13 protein-coding genes are annotated in these 24,162 nt (G+C 44.1%); 10 read left to right on the top strand and 3 right to left on the bottom strand.

What is annotated here, in order from left to right; all coding sequences use genetic code 11:
- Positions 1-129: 129 nt before the first annotated feature.
- Positions 130-615: a hypothetical protein gene (locus ACN0VI_RS00505; protein WP_417445395.1), complete on the bottom strand. Its 486-nt coding sequence runs from the start codon at positions 613-615 to the stop codon at positions 130-132.
- Between the two features lie 206 nt (positions 616-821).
- Complete coding sequence (locus tag ACN0VI_RS00500) at positions 822-1,436, bottom strand: YceI family protein (protein WP_417445394.1); 615 nt, start codon at positions 1,434-1,436, stop codon at positions 822-824.
- A gap of 204 nt (positions 1,437-1,640) precedes the next feature.
- Between ACN0VI_RS00500 and ACN0VI_RS00495 the strand changes: the two genes are divergently transcribed.
- The 7 genes from ACN0VI_RS00495 to ACN0VI_RS00465 all read left to right on the top strand — a co-directional run bounded on the left by ACN0VI_RS00495 (position 1,641) and on the right by ACN0VI_RS00465 (position 9,510).
- The gene (locus ACN0VI_RS00495; RefSeq protein ID WP_417445393.1) at positions 1,641-3,041 is read left to right on the top strand and encodes a sodium:solute symporter family protein; all 1,401 of its coding nucleotides are present in this window, start codon (positions 1,641-1,643) and stop codon (positions 3,039-3,041) included.
- A gap of 149 nt (positions 3,042-3,190) precedes the next feature.
- Entirely contained in the window at positions 3,191-4,531 is a 1,341-nt protein-coding gene (gene miaB, locus ACN0VI_RS00490; RefSeq protein WP_417445392.1) for a tRNA (N6-isopentenyl adenosine(37)-C2)-methylthiotransferase MiaB, read from the top strand.
- Positions 4,532-4,579: 48 nt separating this feature from the next.
- Entirely contained in the window at positions 4,580-5,620 is a 1,041-nt protein-coding gene (locus ACN0VI_RS00485; protein WP_331891102.1) for a PhoH family protein, read from the top strand.
- An 8-nt stretch (positions 5,621-5,628) separates the two neighbouring features.
- Complete coding sequence (gene ybeY, locus ACN0VI_RS00480; protein ID WP_417445391.1) at positions 5,629-6,138, top strand: rRNA maturation RNase YbeY; 510 nt, start codon at positions 5,629-5,631, stop codon at positions 6,136-6,138.
- Positions 6,139-6,198: 60 nt separating this feature from the next.
- Positions 6,199-7,056 carry an HlyC/CorC family transporter gene (locus ACN0VI_RS00475; protein WP_417445390.1) on the top strand — a complete coding sequence of 286 codons (858 nt, stop codon included), beginning with the start codon at positions 6,199-6,201 and terminating at the stop codon, positions 7,054-7,056.
- 124 nt (positions 7,057-7,180) lie between these two features.
- Positions 7,181-8,701 carry an apolipoprotein N-acyltransferase gene (gene lnt, locus ACN0VI_RS00470; RefSeq protein ID WP_417445389.1) on the top strand — a complete coding sequence of 507 codons (1,521 nt, stop codon included), beginning with the start codon at positions 7,181-7,183 and terminating at the stop codon, positions 8,699-8,701.
- Between the two features lie 305 nt (positions 8,702-9,006).
- Entirely contained in the window at positions 9,007-9,510 is a 504-nt protein-coding gene (locus ACN0VI_RS00465) for a hypothetical protein (protein WP_417445388.1), read from the top strand.
- A 77-nt stretch (positions 9,511-9,587) separates the two neighbouring features.
- Here the strand turns inward: ACN0VI_RS00465 and ACN0VI_RS00460 are convergent, their stop codons facing one another.
- The gene (locus ACN0VI_RS00460) at positions 9,588-11,447 is read right to left on the bottom strand and encodes a hypothetical protein (RefSeq protein WP_417445387.1); all 1,860 of its coding nucleotides are present in this window, start codon (positions 11,445-11,447) and stop codon (positions 9,588-9,590) included.
- Between the two features lie 589 nt (positions 11,448-12,036).
- On the opposite strand from ACN0VI_RS00460, the gene ACN0VI_RS00455 reads away from it, so the two are divergent.
- From ACN0VI_RS00455 to leuS, 3 genes are all read left to right on the top strand, one after another.
- A complete protein-coding gene (locus tag ACN0VI_RS00455) occupies positions 12,037-20,121 on the top strand; it encodes an FG-GAP-like repeat-containing protein (RefSeq protein ID WP_417445386.1) in 8,085 nt (2,694 codons plus the stop codon).
- Positions 20,118-21,176, top strand: coding sequence for a hypothetical protein (locus tag ACN0VI_RS00450; RefSeq protein WP_417445385.1), 1,059 nt, complete (start codon positions 20,118-20,120; stop codon positions 21,174-21,176). Before ACN0VI_RS00455 ends, ACN0VI_RS00450 begins: the two co-directional genes overlap by 4 nt.
- A gap of 340 nt (positions 21,177-21,516) precedes the next feature.
- Entirely contained in the window at positions 21,517-24,150 is a 2,634-nt protein-coding gene (leuS, locus tag ACN0VI_RS00445) for a leucine--tRNA ligase (RefSeq protein WP_417445384.1), read from the top strand.
- The last annotated feature ends 12 nt before the right edge of the window (positions 24,151-24,162 follow it).

Here is a 24,162-nt window from a genome sequence, read left to right as displayed (position 1 = left end):
CCTTTCGGCGCTAAGCACAGCTTCGGAGGAGAGAGTAGGAGTCATGTCTAGCTGTGAGAATGGGCTTCCAAGCCCTTGTTATAGTCCTTATGTGGTTGGGGGTTAGGGTTATGACTAAAAATGTTTGAATTAATACGCTACTGCGACTTGAGGTGCGATAATCTCTTCAGCGTCAAAAGTCGGTACAGTGCTATGGAAGCTGACTAATTGAGTTTCAACCAGGTTATAAGTCACCGTCACGGTAACCGTTTGTCCTGGTGTGATGACCATGTTGTCCGCAGTTGCAGGTTCACAGCCCAGATCCGAATCCACCGCAATCTCATAATTAACCAGAGCCGCAGGATTAGGTAGCGCTACCTGGTATTCAGCAAAAATAAGCTGATCAGTAGGGTTGCCGAAGGTTTCGGTCAAAGTCACTTGAGTCAAATCACCATGAGTTTCAACATTGCTACGTGAAGACTCGGCTTCAAGGTAGAAAGTCTCATCATTCAACGTGTAGTTCACAATACCGGCTGGTACTTGCTCAACTTCAGCGGCTTCCACAGCAGCTGCTGCAGAAAAAACAGAAACAATAAGTGTTGCGATAAAAATACGTTTTAGGGAAATAGTTTTCATGTTGCTTCTCCATCAATCCAAAATTTGTTTAAAGGTTTTGTCTTTCGATGGTGTTATTAAAGCGCAACAGTATGGAGAGAAAGGGAGTTGAAAAAGGCCGGTTATGGATAAATCTGTCAGAAAAAAGGCAGGGGTGACAATGGAATATATAGGATGGGTTACGGCTACGGCCTAACCCATCCTATAAGAGCTTTATGTCTTGGCTACTACTTACTCTTCGGTTTTAAATACAAATCGAAAGTCACCGGTACAACGCGGTTGATGCTGCGTAAACCTGCCAGGGATTTTAATTTAACAACGCCTTTATCAAGCTTAAGGCTGCTGGTGGTAATCATGACTGGGTTAACTGAGGTGACGCGAAGTTGATCATCGGCGAGTGTTTGTATGACAACCGGTGCGTTAATGTCGACGGTTTCATTGCCGAGCTGGATAGTGGCTTCCAGTGTGTGCTGTGAGCTTGTGCCTGTTTTCTGATCGTCAATCTTGCTTAAATCAAAACTGCCATTAACGATAAAGGCGATGTTCTTTTTGCTGTCGAACAAGTGCTCTTTCATACGCTGGTCGCGGATTTCAATATTGGTATTAACGCTGTCGAGCAGAATCTCAAGTGCGAATTGACCATTGCCGCTTAAATGCCCTTTAAGAGTTTCGAAGGTGCTGACTTCGCCAATTTGGTTATTTTTAACGGACACAAAATGTAGGTGTGAGGCATCATTATCAATAGTCCACTCACTGTCGTCTGAACCGAACGCTGGCGTGCTTTGTAGGGCAAATACAGCGCTTAAAGTAATAATGGCTTTAGTTATAAAAGCGTTAGACATACTATTCTCCTGTCTTTTTCAGTGACTCTATTGAATCACATAGGATCACTATTGGCTAAATATGGTATTGCATGACCGGAACTCTAGCAAACTGGATGTGAAAAAAATCTGGAGTTTTCTGCAAAAAAGGATTAATTTTGCGAACTTTGATGCCTAACTTTTAAACGGTTAGGGTGACTCTGATATAGGCGGACCAGACAGACAATGAATATTGTGGTTCTAGGGGTTATCTTTTTTGTTCTTATTCAGTTTGCGGTGGGGTTATGGGCTTCGCGCAAACCGAAGAATGAGACTGACTTTCTATTGGCTGGGCGACGACTTAATCCCGGTCTGGCGGTGTTTACTATTTTCGCGACCTGGTTTGGTGCAGAAACCTGTATCGGTGCAGCATCGTCTATTTATGAAAATGGTTTGTCGGGCGGCACTGCCGACCCCTTTGGCTTCTCGCTGTGTTTGCTATTTATGGGCTTTGTATTCGCCAGACCTTTATGGAAGCGCAAATTCATCACTTTTGCGGACTTGTTTAAGCAACGTTACTCGGTGCGTATTGAAAAGCTGGTGGTGATTATTTTAGTGCCTGCCTCAATGTTGTGGGCCGCAGCACAGATTCGGGCATTTGGTCAGATCCTATCATCTCTATCAGGCTTACAAGTTGAATACGCTATCACCATCGCCGCTTCGGTAGTCATTATTTACACCATGCTCGGCGGTCTGCTGGCAGTTGCGGTCACAGACGTGATTCAGGCGGGCTTTTTAATTCTGGGGTTGGTGCTGCTGGGCGTGTTTGTCTTTGCCAGCGGTGACCCGAATGCCAGCTTGGCTTCAGTGGATACTGCGCGATTTAGTTTTGTGTCAGAAGATTCCACTCTGCTACAGAAATTTGAAGCCTGGTCGATCCCAATTTTTGGTTCGGTGTTGACGCAGGAGCTGATTACTCGGGTGCTGGCCTGTCGCAGCGCAGAAGAAGCACGTAGTTCGACGCTTAAAGGCGGAACCTTATACTTGTTGGTGGGCTTGATTCCGGTTTATTTAGGTTTGGTGGGTTTGAATCTGATGCCAAACCTCGCTGATTCTGAACAGTTATTGCCTGAACTGGCAAAAACCTATTTGCCGACTGTACTCTATATTATTTTCGCTGGTGCATTGGTTTCTGCGATTCTTTCAACGGTCGATAGTGCCTTATTAGCTTCCAGTTCATTGATTTCACACAACATCGTGGTACCGCTGAGCAAGCGCAATCATGACGTCAGCGAGCGGCAGAAGGTTCTGTTCGCGCGGATCGGCATTGTGATTCTTGGCAGCCTGGCGTATTACATTGCACTGCATGCCAAAGGTGTTTATGACCTGGTAGTGACCGCCTCTGCCTTTGGTAGCGCTGGAGTCTTTGTGGTCGGTACTTTTGGCCTGTTCACACGCTTTGGTGGTGAAATTACTGCTGGCTTGACCTTGGTCAGCGCAGCGACGGTTTGGATTCTGGGAGAATTCGTGCTCGGCTGGGCGACTCCATTCTTTATTTCACTATTAACCGGCTTTGGGATTTACATAATCGCAGCCTTAATAGAGCGACACTTTTTCGGGCCAGCAAAGGGTTTTCAGACTGCCTAAAAAATAGCCAGTCACCACTGGCTAATGTCCTTTTGCTAATGGTATAATTCGCGCCCATTTTATACAGGCTGGTAGGTACAACAACTTACCAGCTTGGTTCTATCTTATTGATTTTACGGCCAAAGAGCCAAACAGCGGTGATTGAAAGCATGAGCAAAAAGTTATTTATCAAAACCTGGGGTTGTCAGATGAACGAGTACGATTCGTCGCGTATGTCGGATCTGCTGAATAAAACTCATGGTTTGGAAGCGGCTGCATCAGCGGAAGAGGCTGATGTGGTGTTGCTAAACACTTGCTCGATCCGTGAAAAAGCACAGGAGAAAGTCTTTTCTCAGCTGGGTCAGTGGAAAAACCTGAAACAGAATAATCCTGATTTGATCATTGGTGTTGGCGGTTGCGTGGCGTCGCAGGAAGGCGAGGCGATTCGTCAGCGTGCGCCGTATGTCGACGTGATTTTTGGGCCACAAACTTTGCACCGTCTGCCGGAAATGATTATGCAGGCCAGCGGGCAGAAGAAAGCGGTGGTTGATGTCAGCTTCCCCGAAATTGAAAAATTTGACCGCTTGCCTGAGCCACGTGCCGAAGGCCCAACTGCTTTTGTGTCGGTAATGGAAGGTTGCTCGAAATATTGTTCTTTCTGCGTGGTGCCATACACCCGTGGCGAAGAAGTCAGCCGTCCGTTCGATGATGTGTTAGCCGAGTGCGCGCAACTGGCCGAGCAGGGTGTTCGTGAAATTAACTTGCTGGGTCAGAATGTCAATGCCTACCGCGGGATTACTCATGAAGGCGACACTGCCGATTTAGCAGAGTTAATTACTTTTGTGGCAGCTATTGATGGTATTGATCGTATTCGATATACCACTTCTCATCCGGTTGAGTTTTCTGAGCGCCTGATTCAGGTCTACGCGGAAGTACCAGAGTTGGTCAGCCACTTACATTTACCAGTGCAGAGTGGTTCAGACCGCGTGTTGGCGATGATGAAGCGTGGCCATACCGTGCTTGAGTACAAATCAAAAATCCGCAAGCTGCGCCAGATCCGTCCTGATATTTCGATGTCCTCTGATTTCATTATCGGCTTCCCAGGCGAATCGGAGCAAGATTTCGAAGACACCATGAATTTAATTGGTGACATTGGTTATGACCATTCATTCAGCTTTATCTACAGTTCGCGCCCGGGTACGCCAGCAGCGGATATCGTTGATGACACGCCAATGGACGTTAAAAAGCAGCGTTTATCGATATTGCAACAGCGCATCAATCAACAAGCTTTCTCGATTAGCCGCAACATGATTGGCACTAAGCAGAAAGTATTGGTTGAAGGCCCGTCGAAAAAAGATCCGATGGAACTGCGTGGTCGCACCGAAAACAATCGTATCGTTAACTTTGTTGGTCCGCACAGCCTGATCGGCAAATTTGCTGAAGTGACTATCACTGATGCATTCCCTAATTCATTACGCGGTGATTTTGTCACTGACGGACTGGTTCACTAAGCAGTGAACTGGTTCTGCACCGCCCGCTTTAAAAACAAAGGATAGTACTTGTCACAACTTACCAATCAAACGTTTGAATTACAGCCCGCTGACAACAATCGCTTGTCAGCACTTTGTGGCTACCTTGATGAACATCTTAAACACATCGAGCGTCGTCTTGGTGTTGAAGTGAATATTCGCGGCAATCAGGTTAATGTGATTGGCGAAGGCGTTCACGTAGCAGCAGCGCGTCAGGTGATCGAAGCGGTTTATCAGGACACCACTAAAAAGCGTAGTCTGGATAGCGCTGATGTCCATCTGGCGATTCAGGAAGCTTCGGCGGATCTGGAGTCGCTCGAAAGTGACAAGACTTCAAGTGATGATGTTAAGTTGATGACCAAGCGTGGTTTGATTAAACCTCGCAGCCCGAACCAGAAACAATATATCCAGGCCATTAAACACCACGACATCAGTTTTGGTATTGGCCCAGCCGGTACCGGTAAAACTTACCTTGCAGTTGCCAGCGCAGTAGATGCCTGGGAAAAGCAGCAAGTGCGACGCATTTTATTAACCCGCCCTGCAGTTGAAGCGGGTGAGCGCTTAGGTTTCTTGCCAGGTGATTTGGCACAAAAAGTCGATCCCTATTTACGTCCACTGTATGACGCTCTGTATGAGATGTTTGGCTTTGAAAAAGTCGCCAAGTTAATGGAGCGTAGCGTGATTGAAGTTGCGCCTTTGGCTTATATGCGTGGCCGTACCCTAAACGATGCCTTTATTATTCTAGACGAAAGTCAGAACACCACACCGGAACAGATGAAAATGTTTTTAACCCGGATTGGCTTTAATTCAAAAGCGGTTATTACCGGCGATATTACTCAGGTGGATTTACCTCGCGGTCAGCGATCTGGCTTGCGCCACGTGATTGATATTCTGCAAAAAGTTGACGGCATCAGCTTCACCTTCTTCCAATCAAAAGATGTGGTGCGCCATCCTGTGGTGCAACGTATCGTGCAAGCCTACGAAAGCTTCGACGTCAGCGAAGAAGCGAAGCGTGCCAAGGCCGAACAAAAGCAGGCTGAAAAACAGCGCGCATCTGATGACAATAATTAAGATTAATGATGGACTTTAAGCCGTTATTTAATCTGGATCTGCAAGTCGCCTGCGATTCATCGAACATCCCCGACGAAGACGATTTCAAACAATGGTTAGCAACAGCCTTTGCCGTCGAAGCCGAGCAATATGGCCGGGCAAAAACGTTGGCGCAACCGTTTGAGATGACGGTTCGGATTGTTGAGTCAGCCGAAAGTCAGGCGCTTAATAATGACTATCGAGGCAAAGATAAGTCGACCAATGTTCTATCCTTTCCATTCGAAATGCCAGAAGGCATTGAAGATTTGGAATTGTCGATATTGGGCGATCTGGTGATCTGCTCTGAAGTGGTTGAGCAAGAGGCCTCGGTACAGAAAAAAGAACTGCGTTCACACTGGACACATATGGTTGTTCATGGGGGCTTGCATTTGCTAGGGTACGATCATATAAAAGACAATGAAGCGCTGGAAATGGAGTCATTAGAAATTGATATCCTGGCGCAACTGGGTGTTGAAAATCCCTACGAAGAGCGCGATTAGCGTTTCCAGTGTGTGATTAAGACATTTTCTATAGGCAACATGAGGACAAGATAAACTGCTATGAGCGACGACAAACCTCCGTCGAGAAGCTTTTTTCAACGTTTTACTGATATCTTCACTTCAGAACCACAAGATCGTCAGCAACTGGTCGATTTATTGCGGACAGCTAAAGACGACAAGCTGATCAAACCCGATTCTTTATCCATGATGGAAGGGGTGTTGCTGGTTGCAGAGATGCAAGTGCGCGACATCATGATTCCACGCTCTCAAATGGCCGTTATTCAAGAAGACATGTCGTTGGAAGATATTATTCCAATGGTCAAAGATTCGCGCCATTCCCGCTATCCTGTGGTCGGTGAAAATCGAGATGATATCGAAGGCATTATGTTAGCCAAAGAACTCTTAAGCTATGCCTTTTCCGATAATGGTGAGCGTGCTGCTTTTGATATTAAAGACGTGTTACGCCCAGCCTATATCATTCCTGAAAGTAAGCGTCTGGATGTATTGTTGACAGAGTTTCGTTCAAAGCGTAATCACATGGCCATCGTGGTCGATGAATACGGTTGTGTCTCAGGTCTGGTTACCATTGAAGATGTGCTGGAACAAATCGTCGGCGACATTGAAGATGAATTCGATGTGGACGAAGAAGAAAGCAATATCAAACAACACACCAATGGCGAATATATTGTTAAAGCACAAACCGAAATCGGTGACTTTAACGAACGCCTTGGAGCAGATTTTCCAGAGCAGGAATTTGATACGATTGGCGGTTTGTTGGTGAATAAATTTGGTCACATGCCTGAGCGTGATGAAACCATTGCCATGGGCGACTTTGAGTTTACGATACTCAACGCCGACCAACGGCGAGTTCATCTGCTACGCGTCAAGCCACTAGTTGAAGCACCGGTCGAAGCTTAATAACAATAAAATAAGGTGGGCCTTGGCCCACCTTATTTTATTGGCCTAACTGAAAATACTTTAAAAAGTAACACACACTTGATTAAGTCCGACACCCATTCAAAGAACAACTAAGAGACAAACAATGATAACACTGGTTAAAAGCCCAAAAGGCTGGCTGGGATTAACGCTGGCACTCATCGCTGGTGCAATCTATCCACTTGGCTTTGCCCCTCTCGAATGGTGGCCCATTGCTATCTTCTCCGTCGCTACTTTCTGGTGGTTGCTCAACGGGCAAACTAAAAAATTTGCCCTGGCACTCGGCTTTAGTTATGGCTTGGGCTTTTTCGGTGTCGGGGTTTCCTGGGTCTATGTTTCGATCAATACATTTGGCAATGCAGCGCCACCGTTAGCGGTACTGCTAACCATTCTATTTATTGCGCTACTCTCCTTATTCTTTGTCCTGCTTGGCTGGTTTAATGCACGTTTCATCAGTCGTTATAATCTAATAACGCAAATCATCTTCTTCAGTACTGCGTGGTTGATTTTAGATATTGCTCGCGGTTCAGGTTTCGTCAGTTTCCCATGGCTCTATTTAGGTTATTCCCAAACCTCCGGTCCGCTGTTGGGCGTTGGCAGTTATCTGGGTGTACACGGCGTGACATTTTTGCTGGTGACAATATCCTGCCTGGTGACATTAACGCTCTCTCATGCCAGTAAACAAGGTCGCTCCAATGCATTGATGGCGTTGGTTGTTCTTTTGGTCATTGGAACCAGTGCTAGCTTATTCGAAGTTAAGAAAGAAACCGCTCAGCAAAAAACACTGACCATTGCATTAATTCAACCCAACATTGATCAGCATAAAAAATGGGACAGAAACTACTTCACGCCGATCGTAAAAGGACTGTTTGATCAAACGGAGCACTATTGGGGGGCAGATCTAATTGTCTGGCCAGAAGCGGCCATTCCTGCTTTCGATACTCAAGTGCCGGGAATTCTGTTTGAACTGGATGAGTTAGCAAAAGACAGTGGTAGCCAGTTCATTACCGGTATTCCGTTATTGGAAAGTCGCGATGAATATTACGCTGGCATAAAAATGCTCGGCAACCAACAGGCCGACTACCAAAAACAGCAGCTCGTGCCCTTCGGCGAATATGTGCCGCTAGGCGCATGGATTCGCGGCATGATCGACTTCTTTGATTTACCCATGTCGAGTTTTACCCCGGGTAGCAGCGAACAAACTGCAATGAAGACCGCCAAAGCGGATTACATCCCCGCTATTTGTTATGAAATCGCCTTCTCAGGTTTGATGCAGCAACTCGCCACCAGCACCGATAAAGATCAATTCAAAGCCATCGTCACCATCAGTAACGACACCTGGTTTGGCGAATCCTGGGGGCCGATTCAACACTTCCAAATTGCTAAAATGCGCGCCATCGAAACCGGACTGCCCGTTATCCGTAGCACTAATAACGGCATCACCGCCATCATCGACGACAAAGGCCGCGTCATCAACCAAATCGACCGCTTCCAAAGCAACGAACTCGCCGGCGCCTTCCTCCTCGAAAACCGCAACACCTGGTTTAGAACTTATGGGTACTGGAGCTTGTTGGTATTGTTGTTAGGGCTATTAGGGTTCGGTGTTTGGTATAGGAAGAAAAAGTGAAGTGAAGGAGTGCTAAGGAATGTAGTATTTGTACTATTCATAAAGTTACTTCAAGCGAAACGGTAACATTTAAAACAGATGCATCCTTCAAAGGAGTGACTCAATGACCAAGAAAGTTAAAATCTAGGTTGGCATATATACTAACATTATTGATTGTTTCTACAGGATATTTCCCTGATTTGTATTCATATCACTTGGGGTAATTTATAAGATGGTTTGGCTTGGCGGTAGGTCTGGTTCTTGTTGTTATGTATTTCTCACTTCCTCGAACAAAAGAGTGAATTAGTTTATCAAGGAAACATAGAATGTTAAGAGTAATCAAGATTCTGTTAATTCTAACTTTATTTTTCGTCTCTTCATGCAAGGAAGGACGAACCGATTATCACAAGCTGACAAACTTAGAGGATGTGCTAGAAGACCCTCGAAAATATGAAGGGCAAAGACTTCACTTAGCAGGATATGCTCATTATCAGGAAGGCTTGAGTTCATCACTTGAGTTGTACATCGATAAAGAACAAGCTAAACATCTAGATAATCCAAATATAGGTATCCCACCATCGCTTATACTATTACCTGTGGATGGGTTTGAAGATTCATTACTCAATTGCTCTGACCGGGTAGTAAGTGTTTACGGAGTACTATTTCTTAATCCAAGTTTGGGGTTAATACTGCATTTAGAAAAAGGTATCAAAGAGGTTAAAGGGCAAGAAGTGGGAGATTTTTGCTATAAAACAATCGATAAGATACCAGAGGAAACCTTACAGGAATTAATGAGGTTTCATAAGACTGCGCCGAAAGTTGGCAGGTAGTAAAGTTGGTAAACCTAGCCTCTAAGTTGCTCAAGCTTCTTCGAGGCTAAGCTTGCTAAATCCGCTTCCTAACTTAGTTAATGCGGCTTCAATACTGCATCACGTCCTGGGCCGCGCTCCCTTTCGTCGGCTGGAATTAGTCTCATACCCGTTTCCTGACAGGATACGACCCATTCACCTCCACCTCCGACATAAGACGAATGTTTGTTGCTACCTGAAATCTCTTGTGGCCCATCTGACAATGGTCCTTCGACTGTTCCATCATAAGTAAACTTTTGGAGATCAATCCTAAGAATGCCATCTTCTATCTTCCATAGACCAGAGTGGATGTAGGTATGGTAATCAACTGTGGTTTTACCATCGCTAATCATGTGTGGGTCTTCAATGATGAATGAGCCACCTCTTTCTAGAGTCACGATTGGGCCGTCGTTATCATAGGTTACTGCTCCACCGTCCATCTCGAAGATCTGTTTCGCGGCACCTCTGAAACGAAATCGGTCTTTGGTGTCTGCTGCTTGGATCATGCGCTTGGCTTTTTCCAGCTCTTCAAGCTGATCAGGCGGCACCATTGCTCGGTACATTTCAATAGCCTCTAACGCACCGTCGAAAGTATCTTCGGCTTCAGAATCCGCCGTTGCAATTTCAGTCCAGCGACCGATATGACAGCCACAGGTTAAACCGTCTGTGTTTTCCAGCGTGAGATTAACATCCAAATTATCGCCAGAGGGCATGATAGCTGCAAATAAAACAGGGGAACTTGATGGTTCAAGCATCACCGTTTCGGTAACCCGAATCCAGTTGTCCTCTGAATCTCTATAGGCTAGCTGTGCGCCACCGGGTGCGATGGTTAATGGCGATGCCGAATCCTCTGGGAGCGTTACTTCACGTAACTGGACTGACAATGGCGGGCCTTCAATCTTAGCTGCACAGGATTCGCCAAGCTCCAGCGGCTCAACCTTGGCCTGAAAGGGTAGTGGACGACCATCCGGCATGATTATGGTCTGCTCGGCCTGAGCAATCGCCCAGTCAAGCCAACGCTCCGGCGGCAGGATTTCGGCAGCACGATCAGGTTCTCTTAGATACTCGCGCCCGCCCATACCCAGTGAAATCCCCCAGCTGGTATCAAACTGCTGATCACCCCAGAAAAAGAAAGGCTGCGCGTCATAGCTATGCTGGGTGAGTGAGCAATCTGGTTGACGCTCGAAGAACTGTTCGATCTTGTGGTCACGTTCAGTTGCGCCTTCGACGACCTTGTGTGCGGCCCATTCGGCAGCGCCTTCGACCCACCATAATTGATTCATTGCTTGTTTATAGGCACCATTCTGCATGGTGTGCATCCACTCATGAGCCAAAACAAAACGGTTCTTTCGCTCACCATCAATGGTGTGTGGGCGAACCACAATTAGGCATAATCCTTTTGGTATCGGAACTTCACGCTCTATTTCATTGCCTTCTTCATCGACTTCAACGAAATTGGCCAAATCATGTATTTCATTTTTGCCTGCACAATTGGTGAAGGCTAAAGTATCTCCCAGAAGATCAAGTTCACTTTCAACCAGCAACACTGGACGATCGGGCACGGTAGCAAAGTAGGCTTGTAGCTCTTCAATTCGAGGGGCAATCGTTCGTAGTCGTTCGAGCATACGATCGCTTGTCCGTCTATCTGCTTGCTTTCGCACGCGATAAATGGGCTGACTGCCTATCTGGAAGTCGACCAGCTGGAGCTCTCCCATGTCGGCTATTTCAGCCATATGAGCATCCCATGCGCCAGGAGGTGTGCCACCATCCGAAGGTGTAGTACAGGTAGCATTTGCAATTGGGATGCACAGTATTGCTACGATAAGCCCAAACGCTCTCAATGAAAAGAATCGCTGAAAGCTCCTTAGTACAGACTCTTTAGTGGTGAGATTAAATAAAAAAGGGAAACCTGTATTCATATCCATTGCACCAGTCAAAATTGTTGTGATCAGTGGAGTAAGTATATTATGCTTTTGTGGCTGGTCCAGGTAGCAAGCCCATTTCCTCTTTACCCATTGTTTTAATTGATATTTTGTGTCATGTAATTAAATCGCCACTTACTATACATATTTAAATACACTGGAATCTGCTCCTTTGGAATACTTTTTAACTGGTGCAAATGTTGCTTTGCCTGCTACCAAAAATGCCCTATTCCATTGGTGTTGTTATGCTTACTCTACAAACAATTGGCTGTGGTTAATTCGTTGTCCTTAGAAATCAAATGCTGATAACGCGGATAATAGTAGATTGCTGTCTGAACACTACCGCTTATATAAGTGAATGGCGCAACGAGCCATTTTACCAGCCAACAATTTTTTTAAACGACGTTTGAGTATAACTTATTGATAAAAAAGAAAAGGAAGGTATCTTTAAGTCATATTTGCATTATCTTCAATGCATCTGAGATTTGACAGCTGGTTATTTGTTCAATAAAATCCGGCGCTTCGTAGTTTCTATAAGTACAAAAACTACACAATAAAAAAATCTAACTTTGCTGAGGGAACAACAATGGGAACTTTCCGTCTTCTTTTTGTATGCATTTTTTATACTCTATTGGTTACTCTTCCGTTTACATCTGAAAAGGTTTATGCAGAAATTTGTTATGAACCTCTAAGTGTTGATGATCCAACTGCTGAAGACGGTACGAAAGAAAAATCTAACAATGGAAAGAAAGGCGATAATGGGAAACAAGGGAAAAAGTCTGACGGAGATATATCAACTCAGCATTATTGCAATAACCCTACTCCAACAACTCCAACTCCAAGCAAGCCAGGCACACCTTCAGTATCCACTGTAAACAGCACATCGGGAACATATAGTGTTAGCTGGGCGGCATCATCAGACATGCAAACAAGTGGGTATCAAGCTTGGGGCTATGATTTGCAAGAGTATAGAAATGGCACTGTAGTAAGAAATATTCAAGTACCTCCTACATCAACATCATACTCTGTTTCTGGTAATCCGGATGGTAATTATCAGTATAGAGTTAAGGGATGTAATAATGATTTGAACTCAGGCTTAAGGACTTGTAGTTCATACAGCTCAACAAGCAATATTAATTACGTACGATATAAGCCATCGAGACCAGCTAAGCCCGCAGATAAAAACTCAACAACTGGAAGCTATTCTATTAGTTGGAGTAAACCCTCTGGAACTGTTACTCATTACCTATTGCAAGAGAGAAAAACTGGGCAAAGTTGGCCTTCTTCATCAATTAATACTTCATCAACGTCCCGTTCTTTTAGTGGAAAAGCAAATAATACCCAATGGGAATATCGAGTACGCGCCTGTAATCAGTTTTCCTGGGCTTGCTCAAGTTATAGCTCAAATAACATAGTTAAAGTCAGGTTCAAACCATCAACTCCCGCTAAGCCTGGAAATATAAACAATACCACAGGAAGTTACACAGTCAGCTGGACAAAACCGAGTGGAACTGTGGGCTATTATTATGTTCAAGAAAGAGTGGTAGGCGGAACATGGGATGATGTGGGTAGCGTTAGTGGAGCAAGTGCAACTAAGGTTACAACTACTTCGATATCTGTGACAGGTAAAGCTAATAATACAAACTGGGAATACCGAGTAAAAGCTTGTAACAATGAGGACTGGGCCTGTTCAGGTTACTCGTCAATAAACCTTGTAAAAGTTCGTTTTAAGCCTGCTAAGCCTAATGCGCCTAGTGTCCCAGCGGGCGAAGTAAAAGACTCATTTGATGTCAGTTGGACAAAGCCAACTGGGACAGTAACTTTCTACGATCTAATTGAGTATAACAATTTCGATACGGGATATGATGTTGCTGCGAATAATTTAAATGCAACAAAGTTAACTATTAATGACAAAGTTGATGGGAAGTATCGTTACCGTGTGAGAGCTTGTAATGACTTTGCATGTTCTAGCTACAGCGGATACAGCTCTGAAGTTTATGTGCTGCAAGCTTTTGGTAACTCGCAACCTGCATCTGGTCCAGCTCGTTATACCTTATCGCAATATGGTGGAGTTCCAGCACAAAACTCAAGCTCAGATGAAGTTGGCGCAATTGCTGGAGAGTTCAGAGTCAATGAGTCTGGCCAGGCGACTTACAATATCCCGATCTACATTCCAGCTGGCCGTGCTGGAGTAAAACCTCAGGTTTCAATCGCTTACTCTTCTCAAGGTGGCCCAGGTATTCTTGGTCTAGGCTGGAATTTATCAGTCGGCTCAGCAATTACTCGTTGCCGACAAACTGATGAATTAGATGGAAATGAAAAAGGTGTATCACTGTCATACAGCGATAGATTCTGCTTGGATGGGCAGCGACTGATTCTTGAGTCTGGGGAATATGGGAAAAATGGCTCAACATATCGGACAGAACTTGCAAGTCAGACAAAAGTAATAGCAAAGGGTACCGCTGGAAATGGCCCATCCTATTTTGAAGTCTATAGAAAAGATGGCTCTCTTAGTTACTATGGAAATACGGCAGACTCACAATTAAGAGCAAACAGTGTGAATACCGTCGACGGCACATCAGTTAATACGACAGTTCTTGATACAGTTTTGGTCTGGTCTCAGAGCCAATATATTGATAATCCATATCTAGCTACATCAAACGAAATAAACTACGAGTACGATGAACAGGAAAATTTTGGTGAGCAGAAATTAAAGAAAATATCTTACTCTCCAAATAATGAAATTGAGTTTGTTTATGGGCGCAACTTTATTCAGGGTGGAATGGGAGTTGGTGGTTACCAGCGAAACTCAAAGAAGCTAACCCAAATCATTGTAAGAGATGGAGTCAATGAGGTCAGAAAATATGACTTCGGTTACAAGACCAAAGAAGTAACCATTTACGATGAAATTGATGATGGCGTATTTGGCGATCCCCAACATACATATATTACCGATGACTATCCTCTAAGACTCTTAAGCGTTACAGAATCAGCTAAATCTGATACAGGTAACTGGGTATCTAGACAACCAACAACCTTTGAATGGCAGGACAGCGCGACTGGCTATGACCAAGCTACAAACTCAACAGCTTTTGGTCAAAAATATATGTTTGTAGCAATTGGCGGAAAAGTTTATGACGGAAACTTCCAGTTTGGTGACGTTAATGGAGATGGAAATCAGGATTTAATTTTAGCAAAGAAAAGCAATGAACAAATTTCATTCTATGTGGCTAAATCAAAAGGGACAAACTCTGACGTAACAGGGGGAAGCTACGTTGAACAGAGCTGTACGGTAAACATCGGGGAACAAAAGCCCAAGGCGGATGATTTTACGTGGGGCTTGATCGATTTTAATGGCGATGGCCTATCCGATTTATTTACTACGGATTATGTAACCACTAATTCTTACGCAATTAAGGTTTTTCCTGGTCAATCTAATGGTTGCTTTAGTACCGCATCAATTGTAAGCGGCATAACATCTACTTCACATGATGTTGCACGACCACAAGATTATAATGGAGATGGACTGCCTGATATATTAATTAACAACCAAGCCTATACTAATAACTGGAGTGTCATTAGTATGCAAAGGACTGGAAATAGCACAGCACCTTACAAATGGACTGATAGCAGACAGATAGTTTTTTCAGGACTAGATCCATTACCGGGAACATATCCTGAATATGAAGAAAACTTCATAATGAAGAAACACAAGGTCAGTGATTTTAACGGAGATGGAAGAGTTGATTTAGTAGCAAGTCGTCATATTGTAAAGCGCTATACGTGTAATCCAGCGGAGCCGCTTACCTGTACTGAGTTTATCAGTAATATTGAATACGCCTTTACATCAGAAGGCAATGGAGTCTTCAAGAAGCTTTATGCCTTACCTTCAGGCGTTAAGAAGGATGATGATGGAAATCGCATTGACCAGTTTGTGGATATCAATGGTGATGGACTAGCAGATTACCTTTACAAAAAAAGCAGTGATAATTACTGGTATTTCCGATTGAGTACAGGCAAGAAGCTTTTAGCTGCAAAGAAAATTATTGGTTTAGGAACAACTGCATATCCAAGTTTCACCGATTATAACCATGATGGTCGACTTGATATTGCTTTTAATAAAGATTCAAAACTTCATATTCTTCCGGGCACAGAATCGGGATTCTATGGAACACCGACTAATACAAACCTTCATCTGGGATCAGGTAACGTCGTTTCGACTTTTTCAGATGTGAATGGTGATGGTATTCAAGAGCATATTCGGTTTGAGATGGAAGGAAGTCAAGACTCAATAAGAGTTGATAAACCAAATCATCCTAATAATACGCACCGTTATATCATTAAAAAGTTTGAGAATGGAATGGGTAATGTAACGAATGTTATATACAGGCCTCTTCCTTATTCTAATCTTTATACCAACGCTACTGGTTCTGCTGCTCTAAATTGGGGGGCGAGCGATAATTGTGGTGGCGGAACTCAAGTAAAGAGAGATGCATGTTCTCCAGTTTTCGATATGAATGGACCTATGTATGTAGTATCACAGGCCACCAGCTCATCACCAACCAAGCAAAATCCGTCTGCAACGGCTGGTGTTTCATATAAGTACGGTAAAGCCAGAATGCAGGCTAAAGGACGTGGTTTCTTAGGTTTTGAATGGCTGGAAACAACAGATCTTCAGACTCAAATTAAAACGAAAACGACTTACCGACAAGACTATCCGTTTATTGGCAGTCCAGAAAAAACGGTGACTACATACAATGGTACCGTGTTGAGTGAGGCAATAAATTACTGGCAGAAGAAATTAATAACACTTGCAAATGGCAATAGAATACGGTTCCCATATCTATTAAGGTCTGCTGAAGCTAGGTGGAGTCTTAATACAGGTGGGGGATCTTCATTTGTTTCAGAAACATTAACTGAAAGCATTTACGATAATTTTGGAAATGTAACTAAAATCACAAATGTTCAGTCAGCCACAAGGCAGTACAATCATATATCGGGTATACCAGACTTAAGTACTATATCAGGTATTACAAAAACCGTAACAGTCAATACCTACAACGATAATATTACTAAATGGCAGTTAGGTCGTTTAACGCAGGCAACCGTTACTCATTCTCGTCAGGGGCAACCAGATGTTGTTCGAACCTCTGCATTTGAATATGACCCTGCAACTGGCTTTTTATTAAAAGAAATTATTGAGCCGGGCTCGTCTGATCCAAACAAGAACCTAACGACAGTCTATCGTTATGATTCATTCGGTAATATTACCTTGAAAAGAACCTGCTCAATACATGTTTCGAGTTGTGAAACATCTGGACAGGCAGATGATAGTAATCCATACCACGTTAATCGTTGGACAAAAACCGTCTACGACACAGCTGGGCGCTACCCTGTCAAAACAACTAACGCGTTTGGACAAACAACATCTGAAATATTAGCCAGAAACGAGTTAGGTCAGCCGACTCAAATAAAAGGTATTAATGGAGCGGTAACCCACAAAGGTTACGGAGCATTTGGTCATCATTATTTTACCTTCTCTCCGGATGGTTCCTGGAGCCAGGAAACTAAGTTCTTGTGTGCCAGTAACTGTCCATCAGTAGCAGTTTATGGGGTGAAAACAGTTAATGCGACTGGTGGAAAGTCATACGTTTATTATGATGCGTTAGGGAGAGAGGTTCAAAAAGCGGGCATCCATTTTGATGGCAACTATGTAGTCAGCGAAACTGAATATAATGTCAGAGGACTGCCTATTAGAGCTACTGAGCCAGAAATTCAATCCTCCTATAACTCATCACCTGGTGGCTTATATAGTACAACAACATCCTATGATGTATTGGGACGCCCTGAGGTTATTAACAATCCTGATGGTGGTCAAACTTATCTTAATTATTATTTGAATCAGACAATAACAACTAACCCACTACAGCAAACGAAAAAAGAGTACTTTGATGCTAGCGGAAAAGTTACGAGAGTAGATGATACCCAGGGTAATAGTATTACCTATGAATATACTGCAACAGGTGAGCTTAAAACTTTAAAGTTTAATGGCCAAACCCAGTCAGCTATGACTTATGACAGTATGGGTAGAAAAGTCAGCATGTGGGATGCGGACAAAGGCGGAGCAAATGGTAAGTCCTGGACTTATGCTTATAACGCTCTTGGCGAGTTGGTATTGCAGACTGATGCAAAAGGTCAAACGATAGAGACTTTCAGGGACACCATGGGTAGAGCTATCAAGCGAATTGATAGAAATGCCAGTGGTACTATCACAGGTGACCAGCGCTGGACATACAACAATAGTACGTCTACAAGCTCTTATGGTATTGGTCAGCTGATAGAGGAAAAGGATCTCAAGACTGGTTATCAAATGATCCCCGGCTATGACGATATCGGGCGAGTGACCGATACCCAAACCTATATTGATGGCCAGCTCTATATCGCTTCTACGGTATATGACAAATATGGACGAGTATTCCAGGCCTTTGATGCCGCAAGTTCAGAGTTTGCCAATGCTGGCGTTCGTAATGTCTATAACCAGTATGGCTATTTAAAAGCTACCTATGATGCGCGTGTTGTTCCTGCAGAAAATAACCATCTTAGAAAGGTGGTTTCAATGGATGCGCGCGGCAATGTGACTTCTGAAATCTATGGTAATGGAGTTGTAACCACTCGCACTCATTATCCCGCTACTGGCCGAATTAAAACGATACTCAGTACCAAGGGTTCAATACGAGTCCAACAACTTGAGTATTATTGGGACTATCTAGGCAACTTAACGCGTAGAGAAGAACTGGACTCAGTGACTAATGAGCTAATTGCTGAGGACTTTACCTACGATAGTTTGAATCGCTTATTATCCGCAAGCCATCCTAATGAAAGCATGACCTTAAGTTATGACGCAGGCGGAAATATCCTGAGTAAGTCAGGCGTAGGAAGTTATACTTATGGAGGAACCTGTAATGGTGTTACTGCTGGCCCTCATGCAGTAACCAATGCGGGAGGTAAATCCTACTGTTACGACTCAAACGGCAATATGCTAAGTGGCGATGGCCGAACCATGGTCTATAGTACTTTTGATAAGCTGACAAAAGTCACCAAGGGAGCGCACACAACGGAATTTGAATATGCGCCTAGCCGGAGCCGTTATAAACGTGTTGATAATGATAATGAAGGTGTTATTACAACCACTCACTATGCCGGTAACGTAGAAGTCATTAAGAAGAGTAATAAAAGCTATACAATTTATCGTAGAAACCTGGGTGGGGTATTACTAGAAGAGCGCACGAATGGTTCCAAGAGGATTCATTATCTACATACCGATCATTTGGGCTCAACCGATGTCATAACCGACTTTGCTGGCGACGTTAAACAGCAATTCAGCTTTAATGCCTTTGGCGAACAGCGCAGCGCTATTGACTGGAAGACCTATCTCAACTCGCCTGAAATCTATTTAAGTCCCGCCAGTAACGCGTTAACCAGTCGCGGTTTCACCGGCCATGAGCAGATGGATGAAGTCGGCTTGATTCACATGAATGGTCGTGTCTACGATCCAAAGCTGGGCCGATTTATCCAGGCAGACCCGCATATTCAGTCACCATCTGATACGCAAAGTCTAAACCGCTATAGCTATGTAAAGAATAATCCGCTCAGTTATACGGATCCGACAGGGTATTTCTTTAAGAAGCTCTGGGATGAGATACGGCCATTTGTGGCAGTAATTGTAGGTGTTATTTTGACAATATACTGTGGTCCTTGTTCTCAGTCTGTCTGGGGTGCAATGGGAGCTGGTGCTGTCTCTGGTGCAGCTGGTGCTGCAGCAAATGGAGGTAATGTAGTAGATGGAGCCGTTTTTGGAGCTTTTAGTGGTGCGGCTTTTTATGGTGTGGGTCAGGCATTCGGACATCAAACATTATCCCCCGAAAGTGTCATCGCCCATGGTGCGGTTGGTGGAGTTATGAGTGAACTGCAAGGAGGGAAATTTGGGCACGGTTTTGCATCTGCAGGTTTCACTAAAGGCTTTTCAAAGCAGATCGGTAGTTTTGAAACAATCGGTGGTAGAACGATTGCTGCTGCCGTAGTAGGAGGAACTTCATCTAAGTTAGGTGGGGGCAAGTTCTCAAATGGTGCAATAACTGGTGCATTTAGTAGATTATTTAATGATGAAGCAGGCCCAGTTAGAGAGCGCAAAAAGCTGGAACAAGCTTATGCAGAAACTGAGGTAACATACACCGAACTAAAGATAAGTTCATCTTCAAAATATGACGCTAGAGTAATTGCTGCAGAATATGAGTCTTTGGGTATGGAATACGATATATGGGCTGAGGAGTGGGTAATGTCTGATCCAAGCATCATAATCGATATCGGGGCGGCCTGGGGCTCTCGGACAAGCATGAATCTTGTTAATGGTGATATAGCTACAGGCCCAATGTTTGGCAGTAAAAAAGGTTCCCTCTGGGGGTATGCATCCGAGAGTGGAAGGCTGGGTGCAGAGCTTTCAGTAGAAATATTAGGTAAAATGAACCAAACAAATGTAAACACAAATGTTTCTTTCAATGCTGGATTTAAACCTATAGGTATTTTAGAAAGAATGGCAATGTTTCCAGAGGCGGTTTACCGATACTTATTAGACGAGTCTGGAGCAACACATACTGAGAGGGCTGGAAAATGACAATATTGAAAAGCTTTATAATAAGTACATCATTACTCATGTGTAGTTTTAGTATAGATGCTAAAGATTGTAATAAGATAATAGAAAGATTCGAAGCTTCTTTTGTCAAAGAGCTTACCATGGAAGATCTTTCAGAGTTAGAGGTCTGTGCAGATAATGAATATGCACTTGACTATCTTGGTGGTGTTTATGCGCAAAAAGATGGGCCTTATTATGATGAAGCTAAAGCAGTAAAGTTTCTATCAAAGTCAGCTCAGCTAGGCAGCATTTCAGCCAAAATAGACTTGGCAGAGAGCTACCTTTTGGGGAGTTTTACCGAAATTAACTTCGATAAAGCCAAATTCTTAGCAGAAGAGATCTTAAAGTCAAAAAACACAAATAATCAGTTATTTGCAAAATATATTTTGGCTTTTATAGAAGCTGAAAGAGGTGCGTCTGGAGGTAAGGTAAAGCAACAAATACAGAATGATTTGTTTTCTGCAGCTAAGGCAGGATATAAAGGAGCCAGTAATTTATTATTAAAACTTAATAAAGAGAAAAGGTTGAGTTCGGAAAACAGTGAGAAAGAATTATTAAAACTGGCTGCAAGAAATGGGAATATGGATGCAAAATTCGAACTCGCATTATTTCTGCTTAAGGAGAAGGATATAAAAGGTCTGTCTTATATTTTTGAATTGGCACATGCAGATTACCTTGATGCACAAAAATACCTGGTTAAGTATTTCCGTCATAAAAATGAAAGAGACTCAATGCTGTATTGGATGAAGGTTGCTGCTAAAAATGGCGATCCAGTAGTAAGCAATAATTATGGTGCAGAAATATTAGTAAGTAATACAAGAAAAATGCAACTAACAGAAGAGGATGATGCAATAAAATACTTTTATTATGCAGCTAATAATGGCGTGAAAGAGGCATTTGATAATATTGGTCATCATTATAAGTTTTTTTATTGTCAAACTAAGGAAGAGTATTTTTATAGAAAAACTATAGAAAATTATAAGCAAGGAACTTCGCCAGAAAAGTCTAGCCTAAGGCCGCAAGAAATATGCCAGTGAAGAATGACTAGAAGGTAATTAATGGGTGACCCCATTCAGGCTTGGTTAAAGTTAATTCAATTCCGTCGTTTGTAGAATCAAGTTTTGAGCGATCACAAACTTAGAGTTTGCAGACTTTATTAGAAAAGCTGGATGCCGAAAAGTTTAGTCATTGGGTCCTTAATCAGAAGCCGACACACATCGGCTTCTTTTCCATGCCCCCTCAAACCCTCCTAAAACCTTCATTTTACGGGGATTTGCGCTTGTTGCGATTGGGTCACTCAGGTATCCTTAGAGGCTTGTGTCGGTGGGCCGTAGCGATGGGCCTGTAACGAATCATTAATTCAAGAATCTGCAAGCAATGCAACTATCAGAACAATCTCTACCAGAACATTATCAACCTTCTGAAATTGAAGGAAAAATCCAGCAAAAGTGGCAGCAAAATAAGACTTTTAAAGCGGTGGAAGATGCATCCCGTGAGAAGTATTACTGCCTGAGCATGTTTCCCTATCCGAGTGGCCGTTTGCATATGGGCCACGTGCGCAATTACACCATTGGTGATGTGATTTCGCGTTTCCAGCGGATGCAGGGCAAAAATGTGTTGCAGCCGATTGGTTGGGATGCGTTTGGTTTGCCTGCGGAGAATGCGGCGGTTAAGAACAAAGCTTCGCCTGCACCCTGGACCTATGAGAACATCGAATATATGAAAGGTCAGCTGAAAATGCTGGGCTTTGCTTACGACTGGGATCGCGAGCTGGCGACTTGTAAGCCGGAGTATTATCGTTGGGAGCAGTGGTTCTTTACTAAGTTGTATGAGAAAGGGCTGGTTTATAAGAAGACCTCATCGGTCAACTGGTGCCCGAATGATCAGACAGTTCTGGCCAACGAGCAGGTGGTCGATGGTGCTTGCTGGCGCTGTGATACCCCAGTTGAACAGAAAGAGATTCCGCAGTGGTTTATTAAAATCACGGCCTATGCAGAAGAGCTGTTGAATGATCTGGATAAGTTGGATGGCTGGCCTGAGATGGTTAAGACCATGCAGCGCAACTGGATTGGCCGCTCGGAAGGTGTCGAAGTTGAGTTTTCAGTGGACAATGGAAACGGTGATGGTGTTGAACCATTGCACGTTTACACCACACGTCCGGACACTTTATATGGTGTAACTTATCTGGCAGTGGCCGCAGCGCATCCGTTAGCGACTAAAGCAGCCAAGAACAATCCTGAGTTGGCAGAATTTGTTGACGAATGTCGACACAGCAAGTTATCCGAAGCAGATATGGCGACCATGGAAAAGAAAGGTATGCCAACCGGAATTTATGCGATTCACCCATTAAGCGGCAAAAAAGTGCCGGTGTGGGTAGCGAATTTCGTATTGATGGATTATGGCACGGGCGCTGTGATGGCGGTTCCGGGACATGACCAGCGCGATTATGAATTCGCGACTAAATACGGCATTGATATTGCACCTGTCGTCAAACCTGCTGATGGTTCTGAACTGGATATCAGCGAACAGGCGCATACTCAGAAAGGTGTTCTGTTTAATTCGGGTGAGTTTGATGGCCTGGATTTCAAAAAAGCATTTGCTGCCATTACTGCAAAATTAGAGTCTGAAGGTAAAGGTAAGAAGACCGTTAATTACCGTCTTCGCGACTGGGGTGTTTCCCGTCAGCGTTATTGGGGCGCTCCAATCCCGATGATCAATATGCCCGATGGTTCAGTGGTTCCAGCACCAGAAGATCAACTTCCAGTTCGCTTGCCTGAAGATGTGGTGATGGATGGCGTGACCAGCCCATTGAATACGGACGAAGAGTGGAAGAAGGCGATAGTTGATGGCGTTGAAGGCGTTCGTGAGACCGACACCTTCGATACTTTCATGGAATCAAGCTGGTACTACGCACGTTACACCAGTACCGGTTATGATGAAGGAATGTTAAATCCTGAGCAGGCCAATTACTGGTTGCCAGTGGATCAATATATTGGCGGTATCGAACACGCCACCATGCATCTTATGTATTTCCGTTTCTTCCACAAATTATTGCGTGATGCGGGTTTGGTTAATTCTGATGAACCAGCCAAGCAATTGTTGTGTCAGGGCATGGTGCTGGCGGATGCTTTCTATTACACCGATGAAAAAGGTGCCCGTCATTGGGTGTCGCCGCTTGAAGTTGAAGTGGTCGAGCGTGATGATAAAGGACGAATTATTAAGGCTGTGGACAGCGAAGGTCGTGAGGTGATTCATGCCGGCATGACTAAAATGTCCAAGTCGAAAAATAACGGTATCGACCCGCAGTCGATGGTCGATGAATATGGCGCTGATACTATGCGCTTGTATACCATGTTTGCTTCACCACCGGATCAGGCGTTGGAGTGGCAGGACTCTGCGGTTGAAGGCTCGTTGCGTTTCTTGCGCCGTTTATGGAAACTGGTGCAAAGCCATCAGCAAAAAGGCCAGGTGGCCAAGCTTGATGTGGCGAGTTTGAACAATGAGCAAAAAGCGCTACGTTGCAAAACCCACGAAACCATTGCCAAAGTAACTGATGACTATGCACGTCGTTATACTTTCAATACCGCGATTGCTGCGGTGATGGAATTATTAAATCACGTCAGCAAAGCCGAAGAGTCGAGCGAGCAGGACCGTGCGGTAGTACAGGAAGCACTTGATGCGGCGGTTGCCATGTTGGCACCAATCGTGCCACATATCTGTACAGTGTTGTGGCAGTCGTTAGGCGGATTGGTTAACGAAGAGCGCGGTGATGTGGTGGATGCCGAATGGCCAACAGCGGATAAGTCTGCGATGGTGCAGGACGAGAAACTGATCATTGTGCAGGTTAACGGTAAGGTTCGTGCCAAGATTACCGTGGCCGCTGATGCCAGCAAAGATGAAATTGAAAAACTAGCAATGGCCGATGAACATGTACAGAAATTTATTGGCGATAGCACGGTTCGCAAAGTGATTGTCGTACCGGGTAAACTAGTGAATATTGTTGCAAACTAGTCGGATCGCAAA

This window comes from Kangiella sp. (assembly GCF_048265365.1).
Taxonomy (GTDB): domain Bacteria; phylum Pseudomonadota; class Gammaproteobacteria; order Enterobacterales; family Kangiellaceae; genus Kangiella.
This window is presented reverse-complemented; position numbering and strand designations above follow the sequence as displayed.